The 22,382-nt window shown below is 58.0% G+C and carries 17 protein-coding genes and 1 other RNA gene; 4 read left to right on the forward strand and 14 right to left on the reverse strand.

What is annotated here, in order from left to right; genetic code table 11:
* Window positions 1-17: 17 nt before the first annotated feature.
* The 3 genes from LC093_RS07120 to LC093_RS07130 all read left to right on the forward strand — a co-directional run bounded on the left by LC093_RS07120 (window position 18) and on the right by LC093_RS07130 (window position 5,640).
* On the forward strand, window positions 18-905 hold the full coding sequence (locus LC093_RS07120; RefSeq protein ID WP_226663832.1) for a farnesyl diphosphate synthase: 888 nt from the start codon (window positions 18-20) through the stop codon (window positions 903-905).
* 539 nt (window positions 906-1,444) lie between these two features.
* The gene (dxs, locus tag LC093_RS07125) at window positions 1,445-3,364 is read left to right on the forward strand and encodes a 1-deoxy-D-xylulose-5-phosphate synthase (protein WP_226663616.1); all 1,920 of its coding nucleotides are present in this window, start codon (window positions 1,445-1,447) and stop codon (window positions 3,362-3,364) included.
* A gap of 389 nt (window positions 3,365-3,753) precedes the next feature.
* Window positions 3,754-5,640, forward strand: a complete 1,887-nt coding sequence (locus LC093_RS07130; RefSeq protein ID WP_226663618.1) for a DUF885 domain-containing protein — start codon at window positions 3,754-3,756, stop codon at window positions 5,638-5,640.
* An 85-nt stretch (window positions 5,641-5,725) separates the two neighbouring features.
* Here LC093_RS07130 and rsgA read toward each other — a convergent pair whose 3' ends face one another.
* Entirely contained in the window at window positions 5,726-6,769 is a 1,044-nt protein-coding gene (rsgA, locus tag LC093_RS07135) for a ribosome small subunit-dependent GTPase A (protein WP_226663619.1), read from the reverse strand.
* Window positions 6,770-7,940: 1,171 nt separating this feature from the next.
* Here rsgA and pulA point away from each other — a divergent pair.
* On the forward strand, window positions 7,941-11,255 hold the full coding sequence (pulA, locus tag LC093_RS07140) for a pullulanase-type alpha-1,6-glucosidase (RefSeq protein WP_226663620.1): 3,315 nt from the start codon (window positions 7,941-7,943) through the stop codon (window positions 11,253-11,255).
* Between the two features lie 138 nt (window positions 11,256-11,393).
* Here the strand turns inward: pulA and ribA are convergent, their stop codons facing one another.
* From ribA to glyA, 13 genes are all read right to left on the reverse strand, one after another.
* Window positions 11,394-12,002: a GTP cyclohydrolase II gene (gene ribA / locus LC093_RS07145; protein WP_226663621.1), complete on the reverse strand. Its 609-nt coding sequence runs from the start codon at window positions 12,000-12,002 to the stop codon at window positions 11,394-11,396.
* A gap of 20 nt (window positions 12,003-12,022) precedes the next feature.
* Window positions 12,023-12,637: a TIGR02281 family clan AA aspartic protease gene (locus LC093_RS07150; protein WP_226663622.1), complete on the reverse strand. Its 615-nt coding sequence runs from the start codon at window positions 12,635-12,637 to the stop codon at window positions 12,023-12,025.
* A gap of 51 nt (window positions 12,638-12,688) precedes the next feature.
* Complete coding sequence (locus tag LC093_RS07155) at window positions 12,689-13,174, reverse strand: phosphatidylglycerophosphatase A (protein ID WP_226663623.1); 486 nt, start codon at window positions 13,172-13,174, stop codon at window positions 12,689-12,691.
* 17 nt (window positions 13,175-13,191) lie between these two features.
* On the reverse strand, window positions 13,192-14,145 hold the full coding sequence (gene thiL, locus LC093_RS07160; protein ID WP_226663625.1) for a thiamine-phosphate kinase: 954 nt from the start codon (window positions 14,143-14,145) through the stop codon (window positions 13,192-13,194).
* Window positions 14,146-14,155: 10 nt separating this feature from the next.
* Window positions 14,156-14,596 (reverse strand): transcription antitermination factor NusB, encoded by a 441-nt coding sequence (gene nusB / locus LC093_RS07165; RefSeq protein ID WP_226663627.1) that lies wholly within the window; start codon window positions 14,594-14,596, stop codon window positions 14,156-14,158.
* 18 nt (window positions 14,597-14,614) lie between these two features.
* Window positions 14,615-15,085: a 6,7-dimethyl-8-ribityllumazine synthase gene (gene ribE, locus LC093_RS07170; RefSeq protein ID WP_226663629.1), complete on the reverse strand. Its 471-nt coding sequence runs from the start codon at window positions 15,083-15,085 to the stop codon at window positions 14,615-14,617.
* Window positions 15,086-15,315: 230 nt separating this feature from the next.
* Window positions 15,316-15,390, reverse strand: a non-coding RNA gene (locus LC093_RS07175) — sX9 sRNA.
* Window positions 15,391-15,451: 61 nt separating this feature from the next.
* Window positions 15,452-16,567: a bifunctional 3,4-dihydroxy-2-butanone-4-phosphate synthase/GTP cyclohydrolase II gene (ribBA, locus tag LC093_RS07180; RefSeq protein ID WP_226663631.1), complete on the reverse strand. Its 1,116-nt coding sequence runs from the start codon at window positions 16,565-16,567 to the stop codon at window positions 15,452-15,454.
* Window positions 16,568-16,739: 172 nt separating this feature from the next.
* Entirely contained in the window at window positions 16,740-17,402 is a 663-nt protein-coding gene (locus tag LC093_RS07185; RefSeq protein ID WP_226663634.1) for a riboflavin synthase, read from the reverse strand.
* Between the two features lie 11 nt (window positions 17,403-17,413).
* Entirely contained in the window at window positions 17,414-18,523 is a 1,110-nt protein-coding gene (gene ribD / locus LC093_RS07190; RefSeq protein ID WP_226663834.1) for a bifunctional diaminohydroxyphosphoribosylaminopyrimidine deaminase/5-amino-6-(5-phosphoribosylamino)uracil reductase RibD, read from the reverse strand.
* Window positions 18,524-18,537: 14 nt separating this feature from the next.
* Window positions 18,538-19,023, reverse strand: a complete 486-nt coding sequence (nrdR, locus tag LC093_RS07195) for a transcriptional regulator NrdR (RefSeq protein WP_226663635.1) — start codon at window positions 19,021-19,023, stop codon at window positions 18,538-18,540.
* A 441-nt stretch (window positions 19,024-19,464) separates the two neighbouring features.
* Window positions 19,465-20,562, reverse strand: coding sequence for an extracellular solute-binding protein (locus LC093_RS07200; RefSeq protein ID WP_226663637.1), 1,098 nt, complete (start codon window positions 20,560-20,562; stop codon window positions 19,465-19,467).
* A gap of 365 nt (window positions 20,563-20,927) precedes the next feature.
* Window positions 20,928-22,193 carry a serine hydroxymethyltransferase gene (glyA, locus tag LC093_RS07205; RefSeq protein ID WP_226663639.1) on the reverse strand — a complete coding sequence of 422 codons (1,266 nt, stop codon included), beginning with the start codon at window positions 22,191-22,193 and terminating at the stop codon, window positions 20,928-20,930.
* Between the last annotated feature and the right edge of the window lie 189 nt (window positions 22,194-22,382).

A 22,382-nucleotide genomic window follows, 5' to 3' on the forward strand; every position in this document is an offset into this window, starting at 1 on the left:
TGAGCGCTTCCAACACCATGCCTGCCGCGCTGCAGGTGTTTCTGCGCACGGCCGGTGGCCGTGTGGAGCAAACGCTAAAAGCGGCTCTTGCCGACACTTCCCCCGCTGAAACCCTGTTTGCAGCCATGAACTACTCCGCCCTCGGCCCCGGCAAGCGCCTGCGCCCGGCACTGGTCTACGCGGCGGCCCAGGCCCTGACCAGTGAGGAAGTGCTTACTGCCTGCGACCCTGCGGCGGCGGCACTTGAGTGTATCCACGCCTATTCCCTGGTCCACGACGATTTGCCGGCGATGGACGACGACGCCCTGCGCCGTGGCCGCCCCACGTGCCATATCGAATTCGACGAAGCCACCGCAGTCCTGGCCGGCGACGCGCTGCAGACCCAGGCCTTTGAACTGTTGGTTGGTGCGCCTATGACCAGCGACCTCAAGGTCCAGCTGATCGCCGAACTCGCCCGCGCCTCCGGCGCCCGCGGCATGGTCGCCGGGCAGGCCGTCGATCTCGCCGCTGTGGATAAGTCGCTGTCATTGGATGAACTTAAGCAGATGCACCGCCTGAAGACCGGCGCCCTGATCTCGGCCAGCGCGAGAATCGGCGCGCTGATCGGCGGTGCCGACAGTTCACAACTGGAAGCCATCACCCGCTACGCGGAGGCGATCGGCCTGGCGTTCCAGGTCCAGGACGACATCCTCGACGTCACCGCCGACACCGCCACCCTCGGCAAAACCCAGGGCGCCGACATTGCCCGCAACAAACCCACCTATGTGTCGCTTCTGGGACTCGACGGCGCGCGCGCAAAATCAGACGAACTGCACCGGGAAGCCAGTGAAGCGCTGGCTGAACTCGGCGGACAGACGCGGATACTGCAACAGCTTGCGGACTATATCGTGCACCGGGATCACTAATTTTCGGCGTTGATCTGCCCAAGCAAGTCACCTTACGAAGCACCAACTTTAAATCGAAAGCCGAGTGCCGGGGATTCGTTTTCAAAAGCGTCGGCGACAGGGACGTCGCCGACGCAGCGTACAGGGATGTATTCACAGCGGTTTTGAAAACGAATCCCCGGCGCTTGGGTGCCACAGGACTCATTACAGAGCACCTCCCTGGCCCGCAGACGACTCCGTAGCGTATTCCGAGGCGGGCCTGCTACCGGGGGCCATTTGCAAGACACGCCGTAAACCCATCCATGGGGGCTCGTCTGCGGCCGTCCTGGCCGCAGACGGTCTCGCAAATGGCCCCCGGTATCAGCCCCTTCACTTCTCATATCTGACTTCGCCGCACCAGATACTACTTTGCAGCCTCCACCGCCCTCCCCACAGGATGCAATCTCCCGCCTGTGGGCATACAATCCCCTACCATTATCAGTTGCAATTGATACATTGGGCCCAGTGCCAGTTAACGGCACAGGAAACGCCGCCCAAATGCCCGAATTCCAGGACTTTTGATGTTCGACCAGATACCCCGCACGCGCCCATTCACGCCGCTGCTCGACCAGATCGATGACCCGGCCCAGCTGCGCGCGTTACCGGAAAAACAACTGCCAGAGGTGGCGCGCCAGTTGCGCGAATACCTGCTCTATTGCGTCGGCCAGACCGGCGGACATTTCGGCGCCGGTCTCGGCGTTGTCGAGCTCACTATTGCTCTGCACTACATCTACAACACCCCAGAAGACCGGCTGGTATGGGACGTAGGCCACCAGACCTATCCCCACAAGATCCTCACCGGCCGCCGGGAACAGATGCTCACCATGCGCCAACAGGGCGGCCTGTCCGGCTTCCCCAAGCGCAGTGAAAGCCCCTACGATACCTTCGGCGTCGGGCATTCCAGCACCTCCATCAGCGCCGCCCTCGGCATGGCGCTGGGTTCCCCGGACGAGCGCAAAGTGGTCGCTGTTATTGGCGACGGCGCCATGACCGCAGGTATGGCCTTCGAAGCCCTCAACCACGCCGCCCACACCGGTAAAGACATGCTCGTCGTGCTGAACGACAACCGCATGTCCATCTCCAAAAACGTCGGCGGCCTGGCCACCTATTTCGCCCGTATCCTCGCCAGCAAGACCTACCTGAGCATGCGCGAGGGCAGCCGCAAGATTCTGTCTGCGATTCCCAAAGCCTGGCAGCTGGCGCGGCGTACCGAGGAACATGTGAAAGGCATGATCACCCCGGGCACTTTGTTTGAAGAGCTGGGCTTCAATTATGTGGGCCCGCTCGACGGCCACAATATGCACGACCTGGTGCACACGCTGCGCAACCTGCGCAACCAGCGCGGCCCGCAACTGCTGCATATCGTCACCACCAAGGGCAAAGGTTTTGGCCCTGCCGAGGAAGATCCGGTGGGTTACCACGCGCTCAACAAACTTGAGCCGGAACCCAAGGTTCAGGTGTCCGTGCCCGGTGAAATTAAAAAGAAACTGCCAAAGTACCAGGATATCTTCGGCCAGTGGCTGTGCGACGCGGCAGACGCCGACGACAAACTGATCGCCATCACCCCGGCCATGTGTGAAGGCTCCGGCATGGTCGATTTTGCCGAGCGCTTCCCGGATCGCTTCCACGACGTCGCCATCGCCGAGCAGCACGCCGTCACTGTAGCCGCTGGCCTCGCCTGCGAAGGGCAGAAACCGGTGGTAGCGATTTACTCCACCTTCCTGCAACGTGGCTACGACCAGATGGTGCACGATGTGGCGATCCAGAACCTGGACGTAACCTTCGCCATCGACCGCGCCGGCCTCGTCGGCGAAGACGGCCCGACGCACGCGGGAAGTTACGATCTCACGTTCATGCGCTGCCTGCCGAACCTGATCATCGCCGCACCCAGCGACGAGAACGAGTGCCGCCAGCTGCTGCACACCGCCTACGAGTTCGCTGGCCCGGCCGCGGTACGCTACCCCCGCGGCACCGGCCCGGGTGTGGAAATTGATGAGGCTTTGACGGAACTGCCCATCGGTAAAGGCCGAGTGGTTCAGGAAGGCAAAGAAGTGGCGATCCTGAGCTTCGGCACTCTGCTCACGCCCGCGCGCGAAGCCGCCGAAAAACTGGGCGCAACCGTGGTCGACATGCGTTGGGTGAAACCGCTGGACGAAGCACTGATCGACGAGCTCGCCGACAGCCATAGCCTGCTGGTAACGTTGGAAGAAAACACCATTGCCGGTGGTGCCGGTAGTGCAGTCGCGGAATACCTGAATCGCCGCGTAATTCCGGTGCCGCTTTTACAGCTCGGCCTGCCGGATAAAGTTATCGAGCACGGCAAGCACCCGCAGTTGCTGGCGGAAATTGGGCTTGATGCCCGAGGCATTGAAGAACAAATCCGCGAACGCCAATTGCTAATGCACCAGGCGCAATCAAACGGGCAAGCTGCGGCGATATAAAGCTTACGAAGTGAAGAACTCGAACTTAAGGCCGGGTGCCGGGGGCGGGTTTTCAGGATCGTCGCAAACAGGATGTTTGCGCCGAAACTCCCAGGGATGGGTTGAAGGGGGGCGCCTAGCCTGGTCCTTAAAACCCGCACCCGGTGCCCGGCCGCCACTGTACTTCGAACCGAGCTCCTATTTAGGACTCCGAAAGAAACGAAGTGGCGTCGGACCACAGGGCAAGGCTTTTCGGAACCGCTGTAAATACATCCCTGTACGCTGCGTCGGCGACGTCCCTGTCGCCGACGCTTCCGAAAAGCCTTGCCCTGCGCCCCGCCTTAAATTCAAGCTCCCAACTTCGTTGCAACCGCACGTTAAGAAAATATAAAACAGAGACAGGAAGTACGATGTCCTTTTCAAAATCTTTAAAAAAAGTTCTGACTTCTAAAGTCACTTATATCGCCGCCTCGGTCATGGCCGCGAGCCTGAACGTGCAGGCTATGGACCCCAAAGTTTTCGACAAGGCCATGAAGGCCCTGCCGAAAAAAGACCCAAGCGCTCAGCTCAAGGCCCTGCAAGACTTACGCTACCGCTGGATCATGGAAAGCTACCCGGAATCCGCCACCTATGAAGGCTACCCGGGTGTCGAGCGCAACTGGACCGATCAATCGAATACAGGCATTGAACGCCGCAAAGGCCAGACTCGCGACCTGCTCACCGCCAGCCGCCACCTGGACAAAGACAAACTCCCCGAGGCCGAACAGCTCGATTACCAACTGCTGTACCAGGACCTGCTGTTACAGGTGAAGGGTTACCAGTTCCCCGAACACCTGCTGCCGGTCAACCATATGAGCGGTGTCCAGCGTAACGTGCCGGCAGTGCTTAACGCCATGGCCAGACGCACCAGCACCGACTATGAAAATATCCTCGCGCGCCTGGACAGCCTGCCGACGCTCATCGAGCAGACCCAAATCCTGATGGAGCGCGGTGTGAAACGAAACCTCACACCGCCGCAGATCACCCTGCGCGACCTGCCCGGACAGATCCGCGCGTTGATTCCAGCGGATCCGCAACAGAGCCCACTGCTCAAGGCCTTCAACGAAATGCCCCAAAGCATTTCAGCGGCACACCAGAACCGTCTGCGCACGCGCGCCTACAATATCTATCAGAAATCACTCGTACCCGCATGGACGAACTTCGCCGAGTACATCGAGCGCGATTACATCCCCAAAGCCACTACCGATACCGCCTTTACCAAAAATGAAGACGGTATTCGCTGGTATGCCTACAAAGTCCGCGAAGAAACCACTACCGATCTGAGTCCGGAAGAAATCCACCGCGTCGGCCTCGCAGAAGTCCGCCGTATCCGCAGCGAAATGGATGCGATCATCAAGAAGACCGGCTTCACCGGTGACTTCAGGGAATTTACCGAATTCCTGCGTACCGACCCGCGTTTCTATTACAGCACCAAGGAAGACCTGCTGAAGAATTACCGCGATATCGCCAAACGCATCGACGGTGAACTCCCCGCCCTGTTCGGCACCCTGCCGCGGCTGCCCTATGGGGTGAAACCCATCCCGGGCTATTCGGAAAAGTCCCAGACCACAGCCTATTACCAGCCGGGGTCCATGGAGGCCGGGCGCGCAGGGGTGTTCTTTGCCAACACCTATGACCTGAAAAGCCGGCCAACCTGGGAAATGGAAGCGCTCACCGTACACGAAGCCATGCCCGGCCATCACCTGCAGATCGCCCTGGCTCAGGAGCAAACAGACATTCACCCGCTGCGCCGAACCAAGATGTACACCGGGTTTGTCGAAGGATGGGGGCTCTACTCCGAGAGCCTGGGTTACGATCTGGGACTCTACAAAGACCCCTATAACGAGTTCGGTGCGCTGACCTACGATATGTGGCGCGCTGTGCGCCTGGTAGTGGATACAGGGATGCACCAGCTGGGCTGGACCCGGGATGAGGCGATCGCCTATTTCATGAATAACAGCGCCAAGCCCGAGCATGACGTGGTAGTGGAAATTGATCGTTACCTGGTTTGGCCGGGACAGGCACTGGCTTACAAAGTCGGTCAGATGAAGATCAAAGAGATCCGTGCACGGGCAGAAGAGGCCCTGGGAACCAACTTCAATATCCGCCAGTTCCACGACGCCCTGCTGGGCGCCGGCGCGCTGCCGCTGAATGTTCTGGAAAGCCGTATGAATAGCTGGATTGAGGCCCAGGGCGGTGACATCAGCAAGGCTGAGCCGCTGGAAGCGACCCCGGTTGGCCAGGCCGCATCCAGCTAAGTCTCTCAAGCCCACGCTGTCGGAGGTAAAGACCGCCGACAGTGCAAAGGGGGGCCACTATTCGCGCCCCCCTCGCAGAATTCAGCTACTCATCCTCCCCGCTTTTCCGCGCGCGAGCATGTCCCTGCACGGAACGATAAAACTGACCCAGAGCCCGATCGTCTGCGCGGGTTTGAGCCAGCGTGCGGTTGTTGCGAGCCACTTCCCGCTCCAGCTTGTGCCAATTATGCAGACGGCGCTCATCCAGTTCTCCGGATTCCATCGCCTGACGCACCGCACAACCGGGTTCGGATTCGTGGGCACAATCGGCGAAGCGACACTGCTGCGCAAGCTCACCGATATCAGCAAAGGTTTCCGCCAAACCATGTTCAGCATTCGCCAGACCAAGTTCGCGCATGCCAGGACTATCGAGCAACAGACCACCGCCAGAGATCGAATATAACGCGCGATGACGAGTTGTATGGCGGCCCTTACTGTCGTCTTCACGGATACCGGAAGTCGCCGCCAGCTCCGTACCAGCAAGGCTGTTGAGCAGGGTCGATTTGCCGACGCCAGAGGAACCCAGCAGAGCCAGCGTTTCACCTGGGCCACACCAGTCGCGCAGTGGCGCGATACTGTCTGTATCGAGTGCATTGACGAGAACCACTGGCAGGTCCCGGTGATGGCGCAGGGCCTCCCGGTATTGCTCATGGTCATCGCTCAAGTCTGCCTTGGTCAGTACCAGACATACCCGGCAACCCGCTTCCCGTACCAGGGCGAGGTAGCGTTCCACCCGAGACAGGTTGAAATCGTGATTGCAGGAAGACACGATTAACACGTTGTCGACATTCGCAGCGATAAGCTGAACGCCCTGCCCGCCCGGCGCCATACGCCGGAACAGGCTGCTGCGCTCAAGGCGGCGCTCAGGCTTGCGCGTGGCCCGGTTCAACAGCAGCCAGTCGCCCACCGTGGGCTTCTCCTCGGCGTCTTCGAACAGTCCACCGCTCACCAGCACGGATTCTTCGCCCTGCTCGCCGGCCACTTCAATCTGGGAGCGGTGCACCGCCATTACCCGTACCGCTTCGCAATCACCGAGTTCTTCCAAGGACAACTGCTGCTGGAAAAAAGGTTTCCAACCAAGCTGTCGCAAGGGATTTTCCCCTGCCGACGGACCGCTTTGCGCACCAGAAGTTGCACCGCGCCGGAACGCCGGGCGGCGTGAAATAAGAGATTTACTCAAGGTTCTAAACCCTCAAATGTACCCTGCTTTTTTTGCTCAGGCAGGCATACGTCTATCAAGCCTCAGACCACAGTCTGGGCAGTATGGGATAGGGTTTCCAGTGGGGTGGGAAACCCGACAAAAGAACATTGCCGGGCAGGTGCGCGTCAGTCGCGGCTGGCCCGACGGGGGTTGGATACACTCATCAACAATCCTCCGCTGGTGGAATTTTCGCGAAATTTAACAGCCAACTCGCTCAACCGCAATAGCTCGAAATACATGCAGCCGAGAAAGGACCTGACGGCACACAATCGGTACAGGAAGTACCGTCGCGGTCAAAGGGCGGCGCGAGCGATCGAAAACCCAGCAGAGCCACGCCTCTGCGCCAGCGTTTTCGACCGCGTCGGATTTAAAAATGACAAGGACGTCATTTCCTAATCCGGCACACAAACAGTACAGGAAGTACCGTCGCGGCCAAAGGCCGGCGCGAGCGATCGAAAACCCAGCAGAGCCACGCCTCTGCGTCAGCGTTCTCGATCGCGTCGGATTAGGAAATGACACGGACGTCATTTCCTAATCCGGCACACAAACGGTACAGGAAATACCGTCGCGGCCAAAGGCCGGCGCGAGCGATCGAAAACCCAGCAGAGCCACGCCTCTGCGTCAGCGTTTTCGATCGCGTCGGATTGGGAAATGACACGGACGTCATTTCCTAATCCGGCACATAAAAAGAAAAGCCGGCTTAAAGCCGGCCTCTATATCGGATCGCTGTCGGTACATCACCTTTCTCGACCAACAACGTTCAGACTGTTTGAGTATAGACGGACTCCCTGACCCCGCCACTCCCTGAGTGACTGTACTTGCGCTTCCCTGGCAACTCCCGGGATCAGCGTCTTGCTCGAGTACAGAATGGCGTTATTTCGTTTCTCTGAAGTGACGCTTTTGTGAAGCATTCATGACACTCCTCTCCCTACTGCTGGCGCATTTTTCCTTCAACCTCACCAGGGGAGGAGGACGTTTCCATATGACTTCCGTTCAATAGACAAGGGGAAGCGATGCCCCTCCACCACTCAATAACAATAACCACCCAGAGAGAACCGCGATGCAAACAACATCCGCCGCCCGCTTGGCCCTAAGTGTCAGTCTCGTCTCACTTACACTCATCCACGGGCACAGTGCCACCGCCGCTGACACACCGAATCCAACCCAGGTGAATATTCCCGGTAACCTACAGCAAGAACTCGGCTGCACAGGTATCTGGCAACCGGAGTGCGCCAACACCCAGCTGCAATACGACGCCGCGGATGACAAATGGCAAGGCGAATTTCTGGTACCCGCAGGCAGCTGGGAGTACAAAACGGCACTTAATGGTGGCTGGGATGAAAACTACGGCCTGAATGGCTATCGCAATGGTGCCAATATCCCGTTACAGCTGGACGAAAGCCGCCCGGTAAAATTTATCTATGATCACGAGACCCACTGGATAACGGATAACGTCAACAGCACCATCGCCACGGTTGCCGGCAACTTTCAGTGGCAGCTGGGCTGCCCCGGTGACTGGCAGCCAAGCTGCTTACGCAGCTGGATGCAGGACACAGATGGCGATGGTATCTACACCTTTCTGACCACGGGTATCGAGGCTGGCAATTACGAATTCAAAGTCGCTCTCCATGAAGGGTGGGACGAGAGTTACGGCAATAATGGCGGCAACATTGCGTTTACCGTAAAAGAAAGCGGCGACGAAATTTATTTTGCTTTCGACAGCGCCAGCAAGCAGGTAACGATCAGCACCAATGGTATTCCCCGTGGTGACCTGACCCAGGAAAAAGCGCACTGGTTGGACACCGGGCATTTCGCGTGGCCAGTAGCCACCAGTGAAGGGGACAAGGTAAAACTCCTGTACAGCGCCGATGGCAATCTCAGCATAACCCCGGATGGCATAGCCGGAATCGACGCCGAGTACCCGCTAGGCATTTCCGGGTCCCTTCCTGGTGACATACAGCAAAAATTCCCGCACCTCGCCGCACTAACGGCGCTCACCCCCGAGAACGAAATAAACCCGACGGTACTGGCTACCGGCCAACTTGCCCTGGCGCTATACGACAGTGACGACAAATTGAAGGATGCTACCGGTATCCAGCTCGCGGGCATGCTCGATCAACAGTTCGCCTTTGACGGGCCGCTCGGCGCACGAGTCGGCGATGACGCCATCGATTTCAGTCTCTGGGCTCCCACTGCCCGCACTGTAAAACTGCACCTGTTTACCGATCCACAGGCAACAACAGCCGACCAGGTCATCGCCATGCAGCGCGATGGAGGCACCTGGCACGCTACTACCGACAAAACCTGGGACCGCGGCTTCTACCTGTACGAGGTCGAAGTCTTTTCCTATTTCAGTGATGCCGTGGAATCCAATCTGGTAACCGATCCCTACTCCCTCGGCCTGTCCACCAACAGTGGCAAAAGCCAGGTCATCAACCTGAATGACCGGGACCTGAAACCCCGTGGCTGGAATCATCTGCACAAACCTGCACTGAAAAACCCGGAAGATATCTCGGTTTACGAACTGCACGTACGTGACTTCTCGATCGCCGACAATTCCGTGCCGGAAACAGAGCGCGGCACCTTCAAGGCATTCAGCCACCAGGCCAGCCACGGCATGCGACACCTGCGCAAACTTTCCCAGGCGGGTCTGACCCATGTGCACCTTCTGCCGGCCTTCGACTTCGCCACCGTAAATGAACACCGTGACCAGCAGCAGGATACCCCGGACCTCTCGCATTTCGCCGCGGACAGCAGCGAACAACAGGCCGAAGTGAATGCCATCCGCGATGCCGATGGCTTCAACTGGGGCTATGACCCATTGCACTTCACCGTGCCCGAGGGCAGCTACGCCACCGCCCCGGATGGGACTGCCCGCATCCGTGAGTTCCGCGAGATGGTACAGGGCCTGTCCCGTTCAGGACTGCGCGTGGTTATGGACGTGGTCTACAACCACACCAGCTCTTTTGGGCAATACCAGAACTCGGTACTGGATAAAATCGTTCCCGGCTATTACCACCGCCGCAATAGCGAGGGCGGCGTTGAGATGAGTAGTTGCTGCGCCAATACCGCCAGTGAACATCGTATGATGGAAAAGTTGATGCTGGATTCCATGGCCGTATGGGCGAAGGACTACAAGGTCGATGGTTTCCGCTTCGACCTGATGGGCCACCACAGCCTGGATAACCTGCTGAATACCCGCACAATGCTCGATGCCCTCACGCAGCACACAGACGGTGTTGAAGGCTCACAAGTCTATCTGTATGGCGAAGGATGGAATTTTGGAGAAGTGGCCAATGATGCGCGCTTTGTCCAGGCACGCCAGGGTAATTTGGCCGGAACGGGTATTGGTAGCTTCAACGACCGGTTGCGGGACAGCGTGCGCGGCGGCAACCCGTTTGGCGGTTTTGAGGAACAGGGATTCGGTACCGGGCTTTTCACCGACAGCAACGGTAAATTCTGGGGGGACGAACGCCAGACCCTGCTCACCCTCGCAGACAAGGTGCGCGTGTCCCTCGCAGGCAACCTGAAGGCGTACACATTTACCGATTCCTACGGCAACGAGATAACCGGCGAGCAGCTTATTTATAACGGCCAACCGACCGGCTACACGGAAGACCCACAGGAATCCATCAACTATATCGCCGCACACGACAACGAAACCCTGTTCGACGGCATCCAGATCAAGGCCAGCAGCACTGCCAGTATCGAGGACCGCGCGCGCATCCAGGCTTTCAGCAACTCCCTGGTACTTTTTGCCCAGGGGATCCCGTTCATCCATGCCGGCCAGGATTTCCTGCGCTCGAAGTCCATGGATCGCGACAGCTACAACTCCGGTGACTGGTTCAATGCGCTCGACTTTACGCTCGAGTCCGGCAACTGGGGCAAGGGCCTGCCGATTGCGGATAAGAACGAGGACAACTGGTGGATGATGCAACCGCTTCTCGCCAACCCCAGCCTGGCGCCACAAAAAGCGCACCGTTTGAAAACCAGTGCCATCTTTCGCGAACAACTTGCCATTCGAAACAGCTCACCTCTGTTCCGTTTAAATACCAAGGAAGAAATCCAGAAGCACCTGAGTTTCCTGAATACCGGCGCCGAGCAGGTACCAGGTTTGATCGCAATGCAGCTGAAAGATACCGACGGCGAGATCGACCCGCGCTATGAGCGTATCGTGGTGCTGTTTAATGGCGACAAGCAAAGCGTCACTTTCTCCAGCGAGACCCTGGCCGGTGCCCACCTGAAGCTCCACCCACTGCAACGCAGTTCGGCCGATCCGGAAATGAAACACGTCGGTTATGACGGGAAAACTCAAACCTTTACTCTGCCCGGAAGAACAACCTCGGTATTTATCGAAGTTCGAAACGCGAAATAAGGAGCGCAGTAAGCTAAGGCCACAAAATAAAACCGACCTTAACTTCCCCCAAAAACAAATAGGCCCCGAAGCAGGACTGTGCATCGGGGCCTATTTTTTTATGGGGTAGTTATCGAGGACTTACAGCGAAAATACTCGTTATTTTTCCGTGTTTTCGTCGTCTTCAAAGAGATGACCCAATTTGCCTTTTTTGGTGGAAAGGTAATTCACATTGTGCGGGTTGCGGCCGGACTGGTGTGGCAGGCGTTCGGTGACTTCAATACCCAGGTCCTGCAGGGCTTTTACCTTGCGCGGGTTATTCGTCATCAGGCGGATCGACTTGATTCCCAGATGCTCGATCATGGGCTTCAGGATCGAGTAATCGCGCATATCCGCACCAAAGCCCAGCTGCTCATTCGCCTCTACCGTATCCGCACCACAATCCTGCAGCTTGTACGCACGAATCTTGTTTAGCAGGCCAATGCCGCGCCCTTCCTGGCGCAGATAGAAAATCGCACCACGGCCTTCGGAGGCAATACGATGTAACGCATGTTGCAGCTGCGCGCCGCAGTCACAGCGCAGGGAAAAAAGTGCATCGCCGGTCAGGCACTCGGAGTGGATACGGGCCAACACCGGCTCATCGGTATCCAGGTCGCCCATAGTCAGGACAACGTGTTCCTTGCCGGTTTCCACTTCTTCAAAACCGTGCATCGCAAACATGCCCCAGGAAGTCGGCAGTTTGGAGGATTCCACATAGCGAATGGTCAAGCTGATACCTCATCAATCCATCAATTGCGCGCGCGCAGCAACAACAAACCACCCTGCTGCTGCATATCCACGCGGCTTAAAAAACTGTTACCCAGCAAAGTGACTTCCGGGAAATCATTCCCCAGCACTGTCGCCTCGACGTTGTGCACTTTGATGCCACCGATGGTGACGCTATCTAATTGCACCTGATAGGCTTTTTCCACACCACTGGCAGTAGATACATTTAGCGGCCGGGCACGGCTCAGATCCAGTCCCAGGTTGCGGGCCGTAGGGTAATTAAACGCGATACTGGTGGCACCGGTATCCACCATCACAGTCACCCTGCGGCCATTAATCCAGGCCGTGGTGCTGTAGTGTCCACGACTGTCCGGCGTCAGGCGTACTTCGGCCCTGTCGACTTCGGCATAGCTTGCAGCAACCGGCGCATCCATTGTCAGCCGTTGCTCACGGTCGTCGATACGAATCAACGCAGCTTTGCTGGTTACTGAAACCAGCTGTATCCCTTCTGGAGAGCTCGCGCCGGATTTAAGCAACCGCTGGCGACCATCGATCTCGAACATGGCACTGCTGCCGAAAATCGCCTGTAGCCGCACATCCTGTGCGCTGACATCGTTGCCCAGTACTGCCACCAACACTGCTGTGATCCACCTGTACATATTTTTCAGCGGCATCCTGCCAGAGCTCCGTTATATGAAACGCAACGCCAGCACAGTGCCCTGAAGCACCAGTCCGGCATAGATACCCGCCAGTATATCGTCGAGCATGATTCCCAGACCACCGTGCACCCGGCGGTCCGCCCAGCCAATGGGCTGGGGTTTGGCAATATCGAAAATACGAAACAGCACAAAACCATACAGCACCCACAACCAGCCAGCCGGTGCGAGGAACATGGTGATCCAGAAGCCGACAAATTCGTCCCAGACAATGCCGCCGTGATCATGCACCCCGAGCTTGCGGGAGGCTTCACCGCACAGGTAGCAACCGAGGATCGCGGCCACGACCACAACCGCAATATAGGCCGGAGCAGACAGAAACTGCATGCCCCACCACAGTGGGACAGCGGCGAGCGTGCCAAACGTCCCCGGGGCTTTTTTTGCCAGTCCGGAACCAAATCCGAAGGCGAGAAACAGCACCGGGCTGCGCAATAGTTGGGAGAAGGTCGGCGTGTTCATTGTATTTTTCCTGCCGCTTAAAAATGCTGGTAGCCGGCATGCTGCGGCTGCCACCGATTGCCGCCATAGCTGCAACGCACACCCAGCTCAGCGGTCAACCGACCAATCGCGGTAATCGGCAGTTGCAGTGCAGTAACGGCATTCACGTGTTGCTCTGGCACGGTAAAACAAAGTTGGTAATCGTCACCACCACTGGTCGCCAGTTGCAGAGCACGTTCTGCACCTGCAGTCTGAGCCAGTGCGGCAATGGGTAACTTGTCGAGGTTCAGTTCAGCACCCAACTGGCTAGCGGTACAAATATGCCCGAGGTCAGCCAGCAGGCCATCGGATATATCCAGTGCAGCGCTCGCATAAGCGCTCAATTGTCCCACCAACTCAAACTGTGGCTCGGGAAAGTAGTACGCGGCATCCGCCAGCTGTTTCTGCCCTTCGCTCCCCTCCAGGTCACCAAGAACCAGAGGTAGCGCGGCCGCCGCAGCCCCCAGACTGTGGCTGACAAACACCTGGTCGCCCTCACCCGCACCACTGCGTAGCAGCGGTTGTGCGGTCGCTCCGGTCACCTGAATGGTGATCGACAGCGGACCTTTTGTGGTATCGCCGCCAACCAGCACTATGCCGAACTTTCGCGCGGTATCCGCGAGCCCACGCGCAAAGCCTTCTAGCCAGCTTGCGTCGCTCTCGGGCAGTGTCAGTGCGAGGGTGAACCACAGGGGTTCCGCGTTCATTGCCGCGAGATCACTGAGGTTTACCCGCAGGGCACGGCTGGCAATACGGTAGGGATCAGCTTTCGCGGGGAAGTGCACGTCTGCCACCAGCGTATCGACGCTGGTGGCGAGTCTTTTTCCGGGAGGCGGGATCAGCAGTGCGCAGTCATCGCCAATCCCCAGTTCAACACCGGCCGCGGGATCAGATCCGGAAAACTGGGACAGGAAATACTCCTGAATCAGTTCGAATTCACCGGGGCCGGCCATAACTGCAGTATCAGCCTTTGTCGGCTTTTACTTCGACGCTGCGCTCTTTGGCAGCGACTTTGTCGAGAATACCGTTGATGTATTTGAAGGCATCGGTAGGGCCGAATTTCTTGGCCAGTGCCACGCCTTCGTTGATGACGACTTTGTAAGGTACGTCGACACGGTTTTTCAATTCGTAGGTGGACATGCGCAGCAGTGCCCGGGATACCGGATCCAGTTCTTCGACTTTGCGATCGAGGAATACGCTGTAGGTCTCTTCTACGTCATCGAGGTTTTTCGCTACGCCGTGCAGCAGCTCGCGAAAATAAGCCACGTCGGTTTTGCTCATGTCGTTGTCGGCATGAAACTCGGCCTCGATGGCGTTGAGGCTGGAGCCAGCCATTTGCCATTGATACAGCGCCTGCATGGCGTAGTGGCGGGCCTTGCGGCGGGCGGATGCGGTTACAGTCATCTCAGTTCAGTCTCAAAATCAGATTTTGCCCAGCAGGGACACCATTTCCAGCGCGGTTTCGGCGGCTTCACAGCCTTTGTTACCAGCTTTGGTACCGGAGCGCTCGATGGCCTGTTCAATGGAGTCTACGGTCAGTACACCGAAGGTCACAGGAACGCCGGTGTTCAGCGATACCTGAGCGAGGCCTTTGGTGCATTCGCCAGCGACGTATTCAAAGTGCGGGGTGCCACCGCGGATAACCGCACCAAGTGCGATTACTGCGTCGAATTTTTTGGTCTCGGCAATTTTCTGCGCAGCCAGCGGGAATTCAAACGCGCCCGGAGCGTAGTAGATGGTGATGTCTTCTTCTTTGATGCCTTTGCGACGCAGGGTATCCAGCGCACCGTCTTTCAGGCTCTCTACCACAAAGCTGTTCCAACGGCTGACCAGCAGTGCAAATTTGCCAGTGCTGCCAATGAAATCCCCTTCGATCACTTTGATATTGCTCATGGTCTTTTTTCCATTTGTGCTTTTCCACCTCGGGCCGATATTGTGCTTCGGTCCCACTTCAGTGGCGGCAGAGCACCGGGACGTTGTTTTCAGAACCGCTGTGAATACATCCCTGTACGCTCTGTCGGAAACATCCCTGTTTCCGACAGTTCTGAAAACAACGCCCCGGCACCCTGCCTTCGATTCAAGTTCCGGGTTCGATAAACCCTTTTTTAAAACCTCATGGGAAATGCTAAAAAACGTTGCGAGCGGGTGCCTGGTGGTGGCCGCCGGAGCGCAGGAAGCGGAATGTACACGTAGTACATGAGCATTCCGAGCACCGCCGGTCGCTGCCAGGCGCCCGCGTAGTAGTTTTTCAGTGTTTCCCTAAATTTCTTCCGCGTTCAGGTATTCCTCTACTTCCAGGTCGAATCCGGAAATAGCGCTGAATTTGAACGGCGCGCTCATCAGGCGCATTTTGCGTACTTTCAGGTCCCGCAGGATCTGTGAGCCGGTACCGACCTGCTTGTATACCAGGTCCTGGCTCGGGCGCTGTTGCTTGCCGCTGATCAACCAGTCGATGCTGTCTTCAATCTCATCGGTGGTTTCGTTATGGCAAATCACAACCACCACACCTTTGCCTTCCTCGGCCACTTTTTTCAGGGCACTGCGGAAGGTCCAGGGCGCAAACTTTTCATCGCCGCGGCGCAGGCTGAATACATCGCGCAGGGTACTGGCAACATGTACGCGCACCAGCGTCGGCTCTTCCGGCGTGAAGTCGCCGAGGCAGAAGGCGAAATGGCGCTCGCGGCGGGCTTTGTCGAGGTAAGTGCGCAGTTTGAACTCACCGAATTCGGTGTGCACCTTGCGATCGTTTACACACTCGACGGTTTTCTCGTTGAGCGCGCGGTAGTTGATCAGGTCGGCGATGGTGCCAATCTTGAGGTTATGGAGCTGGGCAAACTTTTCCAGGTCCGGACGGCGCGCCATGGTGCCGTCTTCATTCATGATCTCGACAATAGCGGCGGCGGGCTCAAAGCCTGCCAGGCGCGACAGGTCGCAGCCCGCTTCGGTGTGGCCTGCGCGGCTCAATACACCGCCGGCTTGCGCCTTGATCGGGAAGATGTGGCCAGGCTGTACGATATCCGACGGCTTGGCATTGCGGGCAACCGCCGCGCGAATGGTACGTGCGCGGTCGGCGGCAGAAATACCCGTGGTAACACCTTCGGCGGCTTCAATGGAAACGGTGAAGTTGGTACTGAACTGCGCGCCGTTGTCGCGGGACATCAGCGGCAGGTCGAGCTGCTCGCAGCGCTCGGCGGTCAGGGTCAGACAGATGAGACCGCGGGCGTGAGTGGCCATGAAGTTGATATCTTCCGGGCGCACCTGCTCGGCGGCGATCACGAGGTCACCTTCGTTCTCGCGATCTTCGTCGTCCATCAGGATAACCATTTTGCCCTGACGGATGTCGTCGATCAGTTCTTCAACGCTATTCAGTTCCATAAATCTCTCAATGCATATTTGGCGGGAATGTTGATACCCGCCGGGTATTCCCCTGTAGGAGCCAGCTTGCTGGCGAACCTCTTCGATTCTTCCCGCCTGTAGGAGCCTGCTTGCAGGCGAATCACTTGGATCCTGTTCGCCTGCAAGCAGGCTCCTACAGGCGAGTGGGTTCTTACGCCTTATAAAAGCCGTGCTGCGCCAGAAACTCCAGCGTCAGTCCATCATCTTTTGACTTGGCGGCGGCATCTCCCAAGAGTAGCCGCTCCAGGTAGCGCGCGATCAGGTCTACTTCCAGGTTCACCCTGGTGCCAGCCTGGTATCCGCCGATCACGGTTTCCGCAATCGTGTGCGGCACAATAGTAAGTTCGAACTCAGCGCCATCTACCGCATTCACTGTCAGACTGGTGCCGTCCACGGTGATCGACCCTTTGTGGGCGATGTACTTGGCCAGCTCATCCGGTGCACGCAGGCGGAATTGTTCTGCCCGGGCGGTGGTTTTGCGCCAGACCACTTCACCAATACCATCCACATGGCCACTCACCATATGGCCGCCCAAACGGGTCTGTGGCGTGAGGGCTTTTTCCAGGTTGACCTTGTCGCCCAGCTTCCAGCTACCTACACTGGCAACGGCCAGGGTTTCTGCGGAAACGTCCGCCCAGTAGCCGTCACCCGGCAAATCCACCACAGTCAGGCAGACGCCATTGGTGGCGATACTATCGCCGAGTTTTACATCGGAGAGATCCAGCTTGCCGCTCTTAACCCGCACACGCAGATCACCACCACTCGGTTGCAGGGCGGTGATTTCTCCGACGGCTTCAATAATTCCGGTAAACAAATCGGCTACCTTCAGCGTTCAATATCTGTTGTTGCTGTAATACGCCAATCGTGACCGACTGCGCGCATATCGGTGATGGTGATCGGCAGCATGGAGCCCATGCGCTCAATCGGCAGTTCAAACAGCGGCCGTGCGCTGGAACCCAGAATCTTTGGCGCCACATAGACGATGATTTCATCCACATGGCCCTGGTACATAAAGGCACCGGAGAGGGTCGCGCCACTCTCGATCAGCACTTCATTACACTCCCGCCGCGCCAGCTCTTTCAGCAGCTCACCCAGGTGCACGCGGCCGTCTTTGTCCGCGGGCAGCACCAGTACCTCGGCGCCAGTCTTCTCGAGACGCGCACGGCGCTCGCTGTCAGCGGCTTCGGTTGTGACCACCAATGTGGGGCCAGTGCCATACAAAATAAAGGCCTTGGCCGGCGTGCGCAGTTTGCTGTCGACGATAACCCGCAGGGGCTGCTTCTCCGCAGCGGCGGCGGCAATCTCCGGCGGCAGCGCCATTTCTTCCGGGCGCACATTCATGTTCGGGTTGTCGTAGCGCACGGTATCGACACCGGTGACGACGGCACAGCTGCGAGCGCGCAGGTTCTGGACGTCGGCCCGGGCCGCAGGACCGGTGACCCATTTGGATTCGCCACTGGCCATGGCGGTACGGCCGTCGATGCTCATCGCCGACTTGCTGCGCACCAGTGGCAGCCCCAGAGTCATGCGCTTGATAAACCCGGGGTTCAGCGCGCGGCAGGATTCTTCCAGCAACGGCCCTTCCACTTCAATACCCGCATCGCGCAGTTTTTGTAACCCATTACCGCTGACGCTGGGGTTCGGGTCTTCCATGCCAAAAACCACCTTGGCCACACCGGCAGCCACCAGGGCATCGGCACAGGGGCCGGTCTTGCCGCTGTGACTACAGGGTTCCAGGGTCACATAGGCGATATTGCCCTTGGCCTTGTCACCAGCCGCTTTGAGGGCCTCGATTTCCGCGTGGCCCTCACCGGCGCGCTGGTGCCAGCCCTCGCCGAGGATCTTGCCATCGGCATCGGCAATGACACAGCCGACACGGGGGTTCGGCATGGTGGTGTACAGGCCGCGCTCTGCCAGCTGAATGGCGCGCGCCATCAATTCTCTTGGCGTCACTTCGCGTCTCCGGATTCAGTGCTGGATTTGCCGCGGGTGGTGAGGCGCTCAATCTCGTCGCTGAATTCGCTGAGGTCTTCAAAACGGCGGTAGACGGAGGCAAAGCGCACGTAGGCAACCTGATCCAGCTCGCGCAGCTGCTCCATGACCAGCTCGCCAATATGCATGGCCGGAAGCTCTCGCTCACCGGTGGCCTGCAGGGCGTGCTTGATCTGGGCGACGGCGGCTTCCACCCGCTCGGTACTGACCGGGCGTTTCTCTACAGCGCGCTGGATACCGGCGCGCAATTTGTCTTCATTGAAGGGCTCACGCTGGCCGTTCTGTTTGACGACCCGCGGCAGTACCAGCTCTGCGGTCTCAAAGGTCGTGAAGCGCTCGTGGCATTGCAGGCATTCGCGACGACGGCGCACCTGGTCGCCATTGGCAACCAGACGAGAATCTACGACTTTGGTTTCTTCTGCGCTGCAGAACGGACAGTGCATGGGGAGTTGGCTCTATCAGAAAATGCGCGGGAGTTTACCACATGGCGACAAATTAGGCCTGATTTGCCCACACCTTCCCAAGTACTACGAATATTCGGGCGAAGGCGTTGATACCGGGTATAGCCTTGCGAGACCTTCTGCGACAGGGATGTCGCGGAAGAGCCCCCAGGGATGGGTGCACGGCGTGTCTCGCAAGGCTATACCCGGTAGCGGCGCCGCCACGGAGCCCCCCGAAAGCACTAGCAGTCCCCGCTGGCGCAAGGGCACCGGGTAGGGCTTTTCAAAATCGCTGCGAGTACATCCATGTACGCTCCGGCGCCGCCATCCATGGCGACGACGGTTTTGAAAAGCCCTACCCGGCACCCTTGCTTCGCATTGAACTCCTGCACTTCATGACTAACGAGCACACGGCAAGAGTGGAAAATTGAGGCTTAAACCCAACTAGATCTCTTCCCGCTCGATGATCCGCTGCCACAGCTTATGCCGCAGTGCCAAAACGCGGTTGGTGGTGGCGGCCGGGATCCAGGTGCGTTCCAGTTCCTGCGGGCGCGGGTAAACGATCGGGTTGCTCAGCAGCTCCGGATCCACCAGCTCCTGAGCCGCCATATTGGCGTTGGCGTACTGGGTCTCATTGCTGATAGTGGCAATCACACTCGGCTGCATCAGGTAATTCAGGAACTGGTAGGCCGCATCAACGTTCTGGGCGTTGCTGGGGATGGAAACAACATCGATCCACAGGGGGAAGCCTTCCTTCGGCATGACATAGCGGATATCAAATGGCTTGCCCGCATCCTTGGCCTGCTGCTGGGCCTCCAGCACATCGCCGCTCCAGGCATGTGCAATGCAGCGTTTGCCGCTGGCCAGGTCTTCCACATATTCGCCGGAGTCAAAGTCGGTGATGTGCAGGCGCACTTTGGACAGCAGGTTCGCCACCATGTACTGGTGGGCGATGCTCATGGAGTTGGGGTCTTTGTCGAGATATTTGAGCGCAACGTCGAAAATCTCTTCAGGGGAACGCATCAGTGTCGCATTACAGTGATCAAGCTTGCCGAGGTTTTCAGGGTCGAACAGTAAATCCCAGCTGTCTTCCGGAAGTAGACCACCAAACGCCTTTTCCACCGCCTGCACGTTATAGCCGATACCTACCGTGCCCCACAGATAAGGAATTGCGTACTCGTTAGCCGGATCGAACAGCGCCAGGCGCTCCATAAACTTGGGGTCGTTCTGGAACCAGTTGTCGATACGATTGCGGTTCAGCTTCTGTAGCTGGCCAGCCGCAATGTACTTGGGGATATTGTCAGAACCCGGCACGATCACATCGAACTGGCGACCTTCTTTAAGCCAGATTTCTTCCAGCTCCTCGATATCGTCGAATTCGAAATAGTGCACTTTGATGCCAGTCGTGGCTTCAAAGTCGGCGATGGTGTCTTCCGCGATGGACTCCGACCAGTTGGCGAAGTGCAGCTCTTTCGCGTGAGCGTTCAGGCTCAGACCGATTACAGCCAACAGGGTGGCCAATACATGGGATATTGGACGCATGCTCTACTCTCGTTCCGCAGTAATACTGCGCGGTTGGTTCACAGCTTCCGCAGTGCATTCCTACCACTACACAGAAGCGTCGAATCCTGAAACCGCTTGGACTCGAAAGTGCCTGCACCCAACCGGGCAACCAGGGCAATTAGCAGCACATCCTTGATGCTATTTGTGTGCGGTGCAAAAACTGCACCGCCGCAGCCCGACACAAAACTGAAGATCAATTCGGTTCTGTCAGGCCTGAAGGGGGCGTATTAAACCAGAAAGAGCTAATCATTTCCCGAAAATACCGCCAATTTCCCAAGATTCAGCGCCTAAAAAGAAAAACGGCCCCAAAAGGGGCCGTTTCCTGAAAGCGAAAGACCGGGATATCAGCCTTTGTAGACCGGGAACTTCGCGCAAATTTCCAGCACCTTGCCTTTCACGTCGGCAATGGTCGCTTCTGCATCGCCCTTCTCCAGCGCATCCAGAATGTCGCAGATCCAGTTGGTCAGCAGCTTGGTCTCTTCCACGCCGAAACCACGGGTAGTGATGGCCGGGGTGCCGACGCGCAGGCCGCTGGTGATGAACGGGGAGCGCGGGTCGTTCGGAACCGCATTCTTGTTCACGGTGATGTTGGCGTTGCCCAGGGCTTCGTCCGCATCTTTACCGGTGTATTCCTTGCCGATCAGATCCACCAGCATCAGGTGGTCGTCGGTACCGCCGGAAACGATGTTGATACCGCGGTCGAGGAAGGTCTCGGCCATGGCGCGGGCGTTCTCTACCACTTTCTTCTGGTAGGCCTTGTATTCCGGGGTCATGGCTTCCTTGAAGGAAACCGCCTTGGCCGCGATCACGTGCATCAGCGGGCCGCCCTGACCACCGGGGAATACCGCGGAGTTCAGCTTCTTCTCGATCTCTTCATTGGCTTTGGCAATGATGATGCCGCCGCGCGGGCCACGCAGGGTTTTGTGGGTAGTGGAGGTCACTACGTCCGCGTGGGGCACCGGAGACGGGTATACGCCTGCGGCAACCAGACCGGCAACGTGCGCCATATCAACCATCAGGTAAGCGCCTACTTTGTCGGCGATCTCGCGGAACTTGGCCCAGTCCATGATACGGCTGTAGGCGGAGAAACCGGCGACGATCATCTTCGGCTTGTGCTCCAGCGCCAGGCGCTCTACTTCGTCGTAATCCACCTCGCCGGTTTCCGGGTTCAGACCGTACTGCACCGCGTTGTAGATCTTGCCGGAGAAGTTCACCTTGGCACCGTGGGTCAGGTGGCCGCCGTGGGCCAGGCTCATGCCCAGAACGGTGTCGCCCGGCGCGCACAGCGCCTGGTAAACCGCGGCGTTGGCCTGGGAGCCGGAGTGCGGCTGCACGTTGGCGTAATCCGCGCCGAACAGCTCTTTCGCGCGCTCGATCGCCAGGGCTTCTACCTTGTCGACGTACTCACAGCCGCCGTAGTAGCGCTTGCCCGGGTAGCCTTCCGCGTACTTGTTGGTCAGGCTGGTGCCCTGGGCTTCCATCACCATAGGGCTGGTGTAGTTCTCCGAGGCAATCAGCTCGATGTGTTCTTCCTGGCGGCGGTCTTCGTCCTGAATTGCTTCCCACAGATCGGCATCGTAAGAAGCGAGAGTGACTGATTTATCAAACATGGTATTCCCTCGGATATTGCGCAGGCAGTTGAACCGCTGCCAGCTATAGCGACTAAGCATAATCTCGACAGAGGGGCTTACCTATTCATCCTGACTATTTAGTACAAATCAGGTGTCCGACCGGTCTGCCCGCCCCAGAAAGCGGCGCATTGTACACCATGCACGGGACTGGGGCGCAAAGCCCGGACA

Source organism: Microbulbifer aggregans (genome assembly GCF_020524005.1).
Taxonomy (GTDB): Bacteria; Pseudomonadota; Gammaproteobacteria; order Pseudomonadales; family Cellvibrionaceae; genus Microbulbifer; species Microbulbifer aggregans_A.

Bases quoted from the DNA above. Each gene is read 5' to 3' on its own strand.
- ribE (WP_226663629.1), bottom strand. From the start codon at position 15,085: ATGAGCAATATCAAAGTGATCGAAGGGGATTTCATTGGCAGCACTGGC.
- LC093_RS07130 (WP_226663618.1), top strand. From the start codon at position 3,754: ATGTCCTTTTCAAAATCTTTAAAAAAAGTTCTGACTTCTAAAGTCACT.
- nrdR (WP_226663635.1), bottom strand. From the start codon at position 19,023: ATGCACTGTCCGTTCTGCAGCGCAGAAGAAACCAAAGTCGTAGATTCT.
- pulA (WP_226663620.1), top strand. From the start codon at position 7,941: ATGCAAACAACATCCGCCGCCCGCTTGGCCCTAAGTGTCAGTCTCGTC.
- LC093_RS07200 (WP_226663637.1), bottom strand. From the start codon at position 20,562: ATGCGTCCAATATCCCATGTATTGGCCACCCTGTTGGCTGTAATCGGT.
- dxs (WP_226663616.1), top strand. From the start codon at position 1,445: ATGTTCGACCAGATACCCCGCACGCGCCCATTCACGCCGCTGCTCGAC.
- glyA (WP_226663639.1), bottom strand. From the start codon at position 22,193: ATGTTTGATAAATCAGTCACTCTCGCTTCTTACGATGCCGATCTGTGG.
- ribD (WP_226663834.1), bottom strand. From the start codon at position 18,523: ATGGCGCGCGCCATTCAGCTGGCAGAGCGCGGCCTGTACACCACCATG.
- LC093_RS07120 (WP_226663832.1), top strand. From the start codon at position 18: ATGCCTGCCGCGCTGCAGGTGTTTCTGCGCACGGCCGGTGGCCGTGTG.
- thiL (WP_226663625.1), bottom strand. From the start codon at position 14,145: ATGGCCGGCCCCGGTGAATTCGAACTGATTCAGGAGTATTTCCTGTCC.
- nusB (WP_226663627.1), bottom strand. From the start codon at position 14,596: ATGACTGTAACCGCATCCGCCCGCCGCAAGGCCCGCCACTACGCCATG.
- ribBA (WP_226663631.1), bottom strand. From the start codon at position 16,567: ATGGAACTGAATAGCGTTGAAGAACTGATCGACGACATCCGTCAGGGC.
- LC093_RS07155 (WP_226663623.1), bottom strand. From the start codon at position 13,174: ATGAACACGCCGACCTTCTCCCAACTATTGCGCAGCCCGGTGCTGTTT.